Source organism: Roseburia sp. AF25-13LB, assembly GCF_003478915.1.
Taxonomy (GTDB): domain Bacteria; phylum Bacillota; class Clostridia; order Lachnospirales; family Lachnospiraceae; genus Roseburia_C; species Roseburia_C amylophila.
In genome coordinates this window covers 400,751-412,942 of record NZ_QUFO01000002.1, presented here as the reverse complement: position 1 = coordinate 412,942, position 12,192 = coordinate 400,751, and the positions used below count along the sequence as shown (strand labels likewise).

Genomic DNA, 12,192 nt, shown 5'->3' with positions numbered 1-12,192 from the left:
AGCAAGTCAAAAAGTTTGCTTGAAATTGCAAATATTTTCATATATACTCCACTTAGAAAGGTAATCGGATATGCTCCGATTTGCCCTCAGTGAAAACTATTTTTGAAATAGCATCTACTTTGGACGAGTGGGATGCTATTTCTTTTTATTATTGCAATTATCTATCTACATCTTTCCGCACAATCCCTTCTCCATCAAACTCCGGGATAAAGCTCTCCTCTGCCACATCCCCTTCCTGGATAAAACCATTCTCAATGCCAAGTTCAATCGCATAATCCACCACCGCATCATATTCCGCTTCCGTTACCCGGCGGCTTAATTCCGGATACTCCCTGCACTGTGGCAGCGGCGTATACTGATTCATAATGCTGATAAAAATCCGACCTCCATAGGTCTTAAGAAGATAAGATATCACACGCTTGGAATCTTCCACACAGTCCGGCATAACAAGATGGCGCACAATGACGCCTTTTCTCATCAGAAGAGACTCCCCGGCTTCGCTGCGCTCCTGATATTCTGCTGCGTCAAATATCATATTATTCTGCTGTTCCGAAATTTTCTTTTTCTCATCTGCCAGAAATTCTACACTGCTGCCTTCTTTGCCTGCTGCCCGTTCGAAAACAAATTCCGGTTTGCCTACCTGCCGCACCATTTCTGCAATCGCTGCACTGGCACAAGTAAAATAGTCCGCTGCATGGGAATACCTGCTGCTGATTGCGCTGTCAACATATTTTAAATCAGGAAGATAAATATCCACATAACCCTCTAACAGGCGAAGTGTTTCCACCTTTTCATAGGAGCTGGTATTATAAACAATCGGAAGATAAAGTCCCTGCTGCTTTGCCAGCTTCAGTGCTTCAACCACCTGTGGTACAAAATGTCCTGCCGTTACCAGATTGATATTATTTGCACCCTTTTCCTGCAATTCCAGGAAAATTTCTGCCAGCCGCTCTATACTTATTTCAATTCCAGCTTTTCCTGTGGCAATATTGTGATTCTGGCAGAAGATACAGCCTAAATTACAGCCGCTGAAAAAGACCGTTCCGGAGCCATTCTGCCCGGAAATACACGGTTCTTCCCACATATGAAGTGCCGCTCTTGCAGCCTTTATAGCTGCTGTCTGACCGCAGACTCCCATTTCACCTTTTTTACGATTTACGCCACATTCTCTTGGGCAGAGCATACAATTTTCCATCTCTTTTACCTTTCCTTTATTTTTTCTTGCGGTTCTTCCCACTCCCCCCGGATTAGTCTTGCCTTTTCCGATTCTATCATATATAGTTATTCTTGTAGGATATTTTCTTATCGTAACTATAACTTTCTTATATATCCTAACACAAATCTTTGAAATCACAAAGGAGTCTGACTATGAATACATCGATTCAAAACTGCATGGTTGCCCAGTCCGGTGGACCAACCGTTGCAATAAATGCAAGCCTTGCCGGTGTCATTAAAGGTGCTGCCGGCTGCTATGGCACTGTTTACGGTTCCGTAAATGGAATCTTAGGTATTTTAAATGAACATTATCTTAACCTTTCCGAAATTATGGAAGCAGACGAAAATGCATTAGAGCGTCTGATTCACACACCGGCAATGTACCTTGGTTCCTGCCGTTTTAAGCTGCCGGATTTTATGGATGATGATTCTTCTTATAACTATATTTTCAAGCAGTTTGAAAAGCTGAATATCGGTGCATTCTTCTATATCGGCGGAAATGATTCCATGGATACTGTATTAAAGCTTTCCGAATATGCCGAGCGAATCGGAAGCAATGTCCGCATTATTGGTATTCCAAAAACCATCGATAATGACCTGATGGTAACAGACCACACTCCGGGATTTGGCTCCGCCGCCAAATATATTGCATCTTCTTTACTTGAAATTGCACATGATACATTTATCTATGCCGTAAAGAGTGTAACAATCGTAGAAATTATGGGACGCGATGCCGGCTGGCTGACCGCCGCTTCCGCCCTTGCCAGAAACGAATACAGCGATGCGCCGCATCTTATTTATCTTCCGGAATGCAATTTTGACAAGGAGGAGTTCTTAACAGATGTGCGTATGCTCTTAGAGGAACACAACAATATTATCATTGCGGTATCTGAAGGAATTCATGATGCAGAAGGCAATTATATCTGTGCCGGAGAAAGCATGGAAGATACCTTCGGTCACAGCCAGTTAAGCGGTGCCGGTAAAGCGTTGGAATATCTGATTAAAGACAATATCAACGTAAAAGTCCGTTCTGTAGAAGTAAATGTATTACAACGTTGCGCTGCCCACCTTTCTTCTGCCACCGATTTAAATGAAGCAGTTGCTTCCGGTGAACATGCTGTTGCGTTTGCAAAACAGGGCATTACCGCTTCCATGGTAACCATGAACCGTACTTCCAATGCACCATATACCATCGAATATGGTTATGCAGAAATCAAGAACATTGCGAATGAAGCAAAATCCGTTCCGAGAGCATGGATTAACGAGCGTGGAAATGACGTTACCGAAGAAATGGTAGCATATCTTCTCCCACTGATTCAGGGCGAGACTTCCATTTCCTACGAAAATGGACTGCCAAATTATATGAACGTGTCACACCTGACTAACAAACGTTAGTTACCTGCATATACAAAATCCGCTGTGCCGGTTGAGACATTTTAATCAGTCTTTTCCGATACAGCGGATTTTTATTCCGAAATCATCTCAATGAATTTGCCGACTTCAGCCCATGCCCGCTTGGATTCCGGCATCATAAGCATTGCCATCTGGAACACATGAAACATTCCTTCGTAAATGCTTAAGCGGACTTTTACGCCCTGCTTCTTTGCCTTCTCTGCTACGGATGTGGAATCACTTAAAAGCATCTCATAAGAACCAACCTGAATCAGCATTGGTGGAAATCCTATGAAGTCACCAAACAACGGTGAAATATAAGGATTCGTTTCGTCTGCGTCTCCCACATAATCCTTATTATAAATGAGACTGTCCCTTGTATTTCCAAATAACGGGTCACGCTCATAATTCGTATCATAGGATTCACCACTGGCAGTCAGATCTGTCCAGGGAGACATAGCAATCAGTCCGCAGGGAAGTGCTTTCCCATGATCCTTTAAGTACATGCAAAGTGCCAATGCCAGTCCACCTCCGGCAGAATCACCTGCCACAATAATCTGTTCCGGCTTAAATCCACAGCTTAGCAGCCATTCATAGGCTTCCACCGTATCTTCCAATGCTGCCGGGAAAGGATGCTCTGGTGCCACGCGGTAATCGATGGTCAGCACACTGATTCCTTTTCCCACCTCACTGTAAAGTCCGGCAAAGGTACGGTAGGCATTTCGCATTTTTCCAATATACCCGCCACCATGCAGCTGCAGAACTACTTTATCTTCCCTTGGATTCTGCATGGAGGTTAAAAGCTCCATTTCAAACTGTGGCATCTTAATTTTCTGCATCAGAAAACAGTCCGGGCATTTCCACGCCGGTTCCACCATTTTCTTACGAAGCTCTCCGGTCTTTAATTTTCTTCCTATCAAGTTATCACTTGCAAAACGGGCAATTAGGTCACGGATGACTCTGCCCTGTACACTCGTCTTACTTTCTTCCATAATCACCTTACATGAAATCTTCTCTTTAACTCTAGTCTGGCTCTGCGGTCACCGATAATCAGCGTTCCGAGGAATAAAAATACCGATATTCCAAATGCCAGTTCACTTAAGCCCGGATGGGTCACGATGTGAAGTGCTATCAAAAGCAGCGGTATCAGGCTGCATACAATTCCAAACAACTGGAACATCAGATAACTCTGCCAGTTTCTGGAATTGATAATCATGAGCAGAACAATACCTGCATCTAACAGCATAATGCCTGCTGGAAGCACATAATTAACCGACCAGCCATGGAATCCCACTATCCAGTCAATCAGAATCACATATAAAATTCCGGATAATGTGGTTGCTATGATTTTCGTCCGATATCCATTATTGCTTAAAATATCCAACCGGAAAATCAGGAACAGATACCAAAGTCCTGCAATTGCAATCAGGCTCCAGAGTTTTCCCTGATACCAGATATAATTGAGATAGCCTGCTGCCACACTGCCTAATAACACCAGAAAGAATATAATATTTGTCACAAATTTTAATCTTCTGGTTGGAATCCATGCATCCGGATAGGTATTGTGTCCTTCTTCTCCCTCTTCTAATACACTGTGGCACAGCGGACAGATCTGGCTGTCATCTAAGATTTCCACATTACAGTTCTTACATTTACTCATAATACACACCATTACTTTCTATTTCCACATTCAGACCATCCTCTGACAGTTTCCGGAAAAATCCACGCTGCAGGGATGTATCTTTTAAAACAGAACTAAAGGTAAATGCCAGCGTATCCTGATAGGAACAAATCGTTCCCTTGATATTCTGTCCCTTTGACATGGCAAGGAATGCATAAAACATCTTGATATATGGCTGGTAATCCTCTTCCACTTTCACATTTCCAATGTTGGTTACAGTGGATGTATTTGCCAGTGCTGCCGATGTATACACATAACGCATGGCAATATTTTTCAAAAACAGCGGTACTGCTCTTGCAATCAATAATTTCTCATTGGACACATTGTAAGAAAACAGTTCCTCTAAATGCTCTTTATTAATCTGTTGATGAAGACTCTCTGTAGTAATCTTCAATACTTCTTCAAACGTATAGGAATCCTCCACCGGTTCAAACTCTGCAGATACTACCGTAAAAAAGTTCTTGGTGGTAATGGAATTAAAATATGGTCTTAAATTCACCGGAACCGCCACACGAATCGGACGTTTGTCCGGCATGCCATGCAGATATTCCCGATATACGCTGTAAGCAAATGCCGCAACCAGATACTCATTGATGCTGACACCATATTTATGACATACCTCTTTCAATGCCGGAATCTTTACAAATCCATGAATCACTCCAAATTCATCGGTTCGTAATTTTTCCCCTTTGATAAGATATGCTTTCTTTGTCTTATATCCCTTGGCATAGCTGTGCTTGTAATTTTTAAGGAAGCTGTCCTCACGGTTCATGGATGTGTCGCTGCTTAACTTATCTCCCAGCTTCTCCTTCAGTTCCGGATGCACCAGTCTTAAATACTGATAGGTCAGCTCCTTTAAGAAATTGATTCCGCCCATGCCATCTGTCAGTACATGAAAAACCTCAAGGTTAATCCGGCATTTATAATAAGTTACCCGAAAAAGATAGCTGTGGTTCTTATTCTGTCTGATAAAACGGCATGGAAAATGTCTTTCTTCCTGTACTCTTGGAGCACTTTTGCCATTCTCTTCAAAATAATACCAGAAAATTCCCTGACGCAGTCTCAAGTTAAAGCCCGGAAATTTCGGAAGTACGATATCCAGTGCCTGCTGCAGATACTCCGGCTGTACCTCTTCATTTAAAGTAACTGCAATCCGGTACACATTGCTCATTGCTTCTCCTGCAATTACCGGAAAAAGATGTGCCGTATTATCCAGCCGGTCCCATTTGATATCGGTATGACGGCGCTTATTATCTTCTGCTTTCCGCTGCTGCCTCTCCTGCTTTTCCAATTCCTTTGAAGCGGCTTTCTGCTGCCGGCTCTGCTCTTTGACAGCCTGCTTTTCCTGTTTGCTTTCTGCTTTGGCAGCGGCTTTCTCCTGTTTGCTTTCTGCTTTAGCGAAAGCTTTCTCCTGCTTTATCTTCTCTTTATGTTGTTGTCTCTGCTTTTTTTCTTCTTTACTCATAACGAATATTATAAAATAATACGCATAAAAATACAACCGGCGTTTCTAAGCTGTCGGCATTTTTCGTCTCGGCAGGCAGACCTTAAATGTTGTCCGGTCATTTTCACTCATTACACGGATAGTTCCTCCATGCAGATCCACCAGTTCCTTTGCGATGGCAAGTCCCAGACCCGCTCCTCCGCTGTTGGTCTGTCTCGCTTCATCCCGCCGATAGAATTTATCAAAAATACGCTGCTGTTCTTCCGGTGATATTGTCTGCCCCTGATTACTGAACAGGATAACGGTTCCCGGTGGCTCCTCCCATGCGGAAATGACAATGGTACTGTCCGGGTTGCTGTAGGCAATGGCATTTTTTAATATGTTATTAAAAATACGCGCCAGCTTATCTGCATCCCCATATACTTTGCAGTTTTCATCAGCCTGTATTTCCACTTTCTTATGTTCCGGTGCAAGAAGCGGGTACACTTCATCCGACAGCTGCATCAGCATATAATAAAGATCTATCTCTGTCGTTGCCAGTTCAATATCCTGCCGGTTAAAACGGGTGATGTCAAAAAATTCATTCACCAGAACTTCCAGTCTCAGTGCTTTGTCCAGGGTGACATGGATAAATTTATCCTGCTGCTCTTTTGAAATATCCGGCATCTCCTCTAATAATTTCAGATACCCAATCACAGAGGTAAGCGGCGTCCGGATATCGTGGGCAAGATACAATACCAACTCATCCTTCTTCTTCTCTGCCATCTGAATATCATAAAGCTGCCGGTTTAAAGTTGCATTCACGCTGTTTAACTTTTCTTCCATGGCAGCCATTTCCTTCGACATGCGGATCTGTCTGCCATCATGATGCACCAATGCATTGATTCCATTATCAATTTCCTGAAAATATTTTGTAAATGAATTTAAAAAGAAATAAAACATCAGACAGAATACCAGTGCAATTGCCCCAAAGAAAATCAGTTCGAAGTGATTTCCGATATTATGCCAATAGAAATCTCTCGCATCTTCATAAGTCATGCTGGTAAAATCATAAAGAAACCTTACAATTCCATCCGCAAATCTGCCCTGCAGCACATACTGGTAGAGAAACCAGATGCCAAAGAAAGCTCCTGCCATCAGTAATACAATCCGGGAAAATATTTTTCGTCTTACCGGTGCAAAATCCAGTTTTTTCTTATTATTGTCATCTTTCAATCTTATATCCCACTCCCCATATTGTCTTAATGTATTTTGGACGTTCACCGGTATCCTTAAGTTTCTCCCGCAGATGCCGGATGTGAACGGTTATGGTATTGTTGCTTTTGCTATAATATTCGTCTTTCCAGATAATATGAAACAGCTCTTCCGCACTGAGTACCCTGCCTTTTGCTTCACACAACGCCTGCAAAATCGTAAATTCTGTCGGTGTAAGTGAAATCTCATCTCCATCCAGATAGCATTCATGTGCACATTTCTTTAACAAAATTCCACGGCATATAATAGTATCATCCGATTCCGTTCCTGCATGATTTGATGCATACGTTCCATCTGCCGCATCATATGAACCATTTGCAGATGTATTTTCTATTATATTACCGTCAAAAGACATATTCTCTGCCGGCTGGTCCGTCCTTGCTCCATAGCGCTCATAACGGCGTAACTGTGCCTTCACTCTTGCAACCAGTTCCAGCGGAAGAAACGGTTTTGTCACATAATCATCTGCTCCTATGGTAAGTCCGGTTACTTTATCCACTTCGGAATCTTTTGCAGTTAACATAATAACCGGATAATTCTCTTTTTTTCGAATCCGGCGGCACAGCTCCAGTCCACTAATCCCCGGCAGCATAATATCCAAAATTGCAAGGTCAATTTTCTCATGCTCTATTGCATCTATTGCTGTATCTCCATCGTAACACTTGATTACGTCAAACTTCTCACTTACCAGATATATCTCTACTAAGTCTGCAATCTCCTTCTCATCATCCACCACAAGAATACGGTTTTTCATAAAAATCCCTCCTGCCTGTCTGCTATTCCAAACACATTATAGCATACAGGCAAAGGAGGGATTCCTTATTATTTATTAAGATTTACTGAACTTTGCCAACATGGCGGTGAGGATGAATCCGCCATAAACCCGGTGCAAAAATCACTAACATCGGGAATAATTCCAATCGTCCAACCAGCATGTCAAACATCAATACCAGCTTGGATAAAACACTGAACCCACCAAAGTTACCGGTCGGTCCTACCCTGTTAAGTCCCGGTCCGACATTATTAAAGGTTGCCATAACTGCTGTAAAGTTCGTTGTCATATCAAAATTATCAAGACTGATTAACAACACTGATACGATAAGAATAACAACATAGCCTGCCAGATAGCATAACACAGTCTTTACCACATTATCCGGTATTCGTCTTCCGTCCATATGTACCTTCTGCACACTTCTTGGATGGGTCACAGACATAATTTCATTGCGGACAGATTTTACCATAATAATGAGACGGGAAACCTTAATTCCACCGCCGGTACTTCCGGCACAGGCTCCGACAAACATTAAAAGCACCAGAATCGTTCTTGAAAATTCCGGCCAGAGATTAAAATCTGCCGTGGCAAATCCTGTAGTACTGATAACAGATGCCACCTGAAAGATTGCCTGCTGGAATGCTTTTCCAAAAGAAGCAAAGCTGGCTCTGATATTAAATGCAATAAGCAGTGCCGAACCGAATACGATCAAAAGATAGTAACGCATTTCCTCACACATCAGTGCTTCCTTCGGCCGCTTAATCAAAAACATATAATATACAGTAAAATTGATGGAACAGATAATCATAAATACCGTAATGATAATCTGCACCGCTGTACTGTATGATGCAATACTGCTGTTTAATAGTCCAAATCCACCGGTTCCCACGGTACCAAAGGTCAATGTCATGGAATCAAAGAGTGGCATTCCTGCTATTAGCAGTGCAATAATCTCAATCACCGTAAAGACTACATAGATTCCATAGAGAATCATTGCGGTACTCTTTACCTTTGGAACCAGTTTTCCAACAGATGGTCCCGGGCTTTCTGCACGCATCAGATGCATGCTGGAACTGTCGGAAAGGGGCATGACTGCCATAATAAATACCAGCACACCCATACCACCAATCCAGTGGGTAAAGCAACGCCAGAAAGCTGTTCCACGGGAAAGTGCCTCTACATCACTTAAGATACTTGAGCCTGTTGTCGTAAAGCCGGAAATTGTCTCAAATAACGCATCAATATAAGATGGAAATTCTCCGGTTAAATACATTGGCAATGCGCCAATCAGACTGAGGATTATCCAGCTTAATGCAACTGCTGCAAATCCTTCTTTTGAATAAAATACACTGCTCTTCGGTTTTCTTCTTCTGCCCCAAAACCCAATCAGCATACAGGCAAGTCCGGTAATCAGATATAAAAAGCCTTCCTTTTCCTGATAAATACCTGCTGTTGCTGCCGGAAGCAGAAGAAAGATTCCCTCGAAGCATATAACACTGCTTAATATGTATCGAATCATGGAATAATTCATGACAAGCCTCCTACCTTAATGCATCCCGGATATCATGTAACCCTGTCGTCGTGGTAACAAGAATTACCGTATCTCCCACTTCAATTACACTCTGTCCTTTTGGAATGGTCACTTTTCCTTTATGGGTGATACATCCAATCAGCATCTTAGGTTTCAAGCGAAGATCCTGCAGCGGAATTCCAACCACCGGAGAACCCTCTTTAATTAAAAATTCCAGTGCTTCTACCCGGTTATCATTCAGCTTGTACAATGTCTCAATATTACTTCCCATGGAGTTTTTCATGGCACGTACATACTTGATAATACTCTCAGAAGTAATGAATTTCGGATAAATAATACTTCCTACATCTAACTGGTCAATAATATCATCATAAGAAATACGATGAACTTTAGTAATCAGTTTTGCAGAAGATAAACTCTTTGCAAACAATGCCAGCATGATATTCTCTTCATCAAAATTAGTGGTTGCCACAAAGGCTTCTGTCTCTAACAATCCCTCTTCGATTAAAAGGTCTTTATCTGTTGCATCACCACAGATAATCATCGCCTTTGGAACCATTTCATTTAATTCTTCGCAGCGTTCTTCATCACGCTCTACAATTTTGACACGGATACCCATTTCCAAAAGCTGCTTTGCAAGATAAACAGAAGTTCTTCCGCCACCGACAATCAGTGCATCACTCGCAGAAGAAGTAGGCACACCCAGTTTCTTAAAGAATTCAATGGTTTTAGCCGGTGTTCCTACAATAGAAATCTCATCCCTGGCTTTCAACTCAAAATTACCATCCGGAATATATACTTCATCTCCACGCTCAACCACTGCTATCAGTACGTCACAATGCAGTCTGCTTCCCATATCCTTAAGTTGCATATTACAAAGAGGGTTGTCCTCCTCAATCCGGTAGTTGACTAATTCCACCCGGCTCTTGGCAAATGAATCCACTTTGAGCGCGGAAGGGAATTTCAGCAGTCTCGCCATTTCGCGTGCTGCTGCAAGCTGTGGATTGATAATCATGGACAACCCTAATTCCTCTTTAATAAAACCTATTTCTCTACTGTATACAGGATTGCTGACTCTTGCTATCGTATGGCAGCCTCCTGCTTTTTTTGCGATCAGACAGCATAAAAGATTCAGTTCATCTGAACCTGTCACTGCAATCATAAGGTCTGCATCTGCAATCCCTGCATCTGTCTGTGCATTAAAACTTGCACCATTTCCAATAATTCCCATTACATCACATACATTGGTCACTGCCTCTACAGCCTGCTGTCTGGTATCAATTACTGTAATATCATGTTTTTCTTTACTAAGCTGTTCTGCAAGTGTTGCACCTACATTACCACAGCCCACTATAATTATCTTCATAGCTTCTCCTATGCTTGTTCTCATACATATTTATTGGTCGCTGAAGCAAATACCTATGACGAATTATAGCAGACTTTATAAATAATGCAATCCCGGTTTTACCCAATCCTAATTCTGGGCAAATCTTGCCAGGAACTGCTTTGTTCTCTCTTCTTTCGGATGCTCGATTACTTCCTTCGGGTCACCCTGTTCAATAATATAACCGCCATCCATAAAAATGACACGGTCAGCCACATCTCTGGCAAATGCCATCTCATGAGTTACAATTACCATGGTCATATGCTCACTTGCCAGCTGACGGATTACTTTTAAGATTTCTCCGGTAAGCTCCGGATCTAATGCGGAGGTTGGCTCATCGAAGAATAAAATCTGTGGATGAAGTGCTAACGCTCTTGCAATGGCAACTCTCTGCTGCTGTCCACCAGAAAGCTGGCATGGATAGCAGTCTGCCTTATCGGATAACCCCATTTTTTCAAGAAGCTCCATTGCTTCTTTCTTTACTTCTTCTTTATTCCGCTTCTGCACATGTACCGGTGCATCCATCAGATTCTTTAACACGGAATAATGTGGAAACAGATTAAAGTTCTGAAATACCAGTCCGAAATATCCCTGAATCTTTTTTAATTCTGCGTTTCCCACATACTGGGATTTTCCATCCGCACCGGTTGACACCGCATGCTCACCGAGATAAACCAGTTCTCCTTCATCCATTGTCTCAAGAAGTGTGGCACAACGCAGCAGTGTTGATTTACCGGAACCGGAAGGACCGATAATTGCTACAACCTCACCCTGTTCCACGGAGAGTGAAATATCATGAAGTACATCTACAGCCCCAAAGCTTTTCTTTACATTCTTTATCTCTAACAGCTTCATTCTTTTCCTCTCCTTACTTATAATAACTCAGTTTCTTTTCAATTCGTTCCATGATAAATGCCACTACAAAGTTAAAGATGTAGTAGAAAAGTCCTGCTACAAACAATGGCATGATGCTGCTGACACGGGCCGCAATCTGTTTTGCAATGGTAAACATTTCTGCATAAGCCAGTACAAATGCCATGGAAGTATCTTTTACCAGTGTAATAACTTCATTGGTTACCGGCGGCACCACGCGTTTTACCATCTGCGGGAAAATGATTTTACAGAAGGTCTGTGCCTTAGAGTATCCTAATACTTTGGCTGCTTCATACTGTCCTACCGGGATTCCTTCGATTCCTGCACGATAAATCTCTGCGAAATATGCCGCATAATTAATGGAGAAACCAATGATTGTTGCATAAAAGCTATACTCTTTGGAGATTCGGATTCCAAATAGGTAATATGGTCCGAAATACACCACCAAAAGCTGAAGCATCAGCGGAGTTCCACGCATAATGGATATGTATAATTTTACAAGCCACTGCACCGGCTTAATCCGTGACTTTCTTCCAAATGCCACTAAAAGTCCTAACGGCAGTGAAAATACCAATGTTAATACAAATATAGAAAGTGATGCCAGCATACCGGAACCCAGCTGCTGTGCTACAGCAATAAATGACAT

The 12,192-nt window shown here is 42.2% G+C and carries 11 protein-coding genes; 1 reads left to right on the top strand and 10 read right to left on the bottom strand.

Annotated elements, in window-relative coordinates; all coding sequences use genetic code 11:
• Positions 1-157: 157 nt before the first annotated feature.
• Positions 158-1,195 (bottom strand): radical SAM protein, encoded by a 1,038-nt coding sequence (locus DWY37_RS05105; RefSeq protein WP_118541364.1) that lies wholly within the window; start codon positions 1,193-1,195, stop codon positions 158-160.
• A 173-nt stretch (positions 1,196-1,368) separates the two neighbouring features.
• Between DWY37_RS05105 and DWY37_RS05100 the strand changes: the two genes are divergently transcribed.
• Positions 1,369-2,610, top strand: a complete 1,242-nt coding sequence (locus tag DWY37_RS05100; protein WP_118544435.1) for a 6-phosphofructokinase — start codon at positions 1,369-1,371, stop codon at positions 2,608-2,610.
• 71 nt (positions 2,611-2,681) lie between these two features.
• Here the strand turns inward: DWY37_RS05100 and DWY37_RS05095 are convergent, their stop codons facing one another.
• The 9 genes from DWY37_RS05095 to DWY37_RS05055 form a co-directional block, all read right to left on the bottom strand.
• Entirely contained in the window at positions 2,682-3,599 is a 918-nt protein-coding gene (locus DWY37_RS05095; protein WP_117840628.1) for an alpha/beta hydrolase, read from the bottom strand.
• A gap of 2 nt (positions 3,600-3,601) precedes the next feature.
• Complete coding sequence (locus tag DWY37_RS05090) at positions 3,602-4,267, bottom strand: DUF6320 domain-containing protein (protein ID WP_117841230.1); 666 nt, start codon at positions 4,265-4,267, stop codon at positions 3,602-3,604.
• Positions 4,260-5,753 (bottom strand): hypothetical protein, encoded by a 1,494-nt coding sequence (locus tag DWY37_RS05085; RefSeq protein ID WP_243092091.1) that lies wholly within the window; start codon positions 5,751-5,753, stop codon positions 4,260-4,262. Before DWY37_RS05085 ends, DWY37_RS05090 begins: the two co-directional genes overlap by 8 nt.
• A gap of 45 nt (positions 5,754-5,798) precedes the next feature.
• Positions 5,799-6,947 carry a sensor histidine kinase gene (locus DWY37_RS05080; RefSeq protein ID WP_243005982.1) on the bottom strand — a complete coding sequence of 383 codons (1,149 nt, stop codon included), beginning with the start codon at positions 6,945-6,947 and terminating at the stop codon, positions 5,799-5,801.
• The gene (locus DWY37_RS16065) at positions 6,937-7,740 is read right to left on the bottom strand and encodes a response regulator transcription factor (protein ID WP_117840626.1); all 804 of its coding nucleotides are present in this window, start codon (positions 7,738-7,740) and stop codon (positions 6,937-6,939) included. The genes DWY37_RS05080 and DWY37_RS16065 overlap by 11 nt, the downstream gene beginning before the upstream one ends.
• A gap of 82 nt (positions 7,741-7,822) precedes the next feature.
• Positions 7,823-9,289: a TrkH family potassium uptake protein gene (locus tag DWY37_RS05070; protein ID WP_117840624.1), complete on the bottom strand. Its 1,467-nt coding sequence runs from the start codon at positions 9,287-9,289 to the stop codon at positions 7,823-7,825.
• A 10-nt stretch (positions 9,290-9,299) separates the two neighbouring features.
• Positions 9,300-10,655, bottom strand: coding sequence for a Trk system potassium transporter TrkA (trkA, locus tag DWY37_RS05065; RefSeq protein WP_118541356.1), 1,356 nt, complete (start codon positions 10,653-10,655; stop codon positions 9,300-9,302).
• A gap of 108 nt (positions 10,656-10,763) precedes the next feature.
• Positions 10,764-11,528 (bottom strand): amino acid ABC transporter ATP-binding protein, encoded by a 765-nt coding sequence (locus tag DWY37_RS05060; RefSeq protein WP_022243953.1) that lies wholly within the window; start codon positions 11,526-11,528, stop codon positions 10,764-10,766.
• 13 nt (positions 11,529-11,541) lie between these two features.
• Positions 11,542-12,192, bottom strand: coding sequence for an amino acid ABC transporter permease (locus DWY37_RS05055; protein ID WP_022243952.1), 651 nt, complete (start codon positions 12,190-12,192; stop codon positions 11,542-11,544).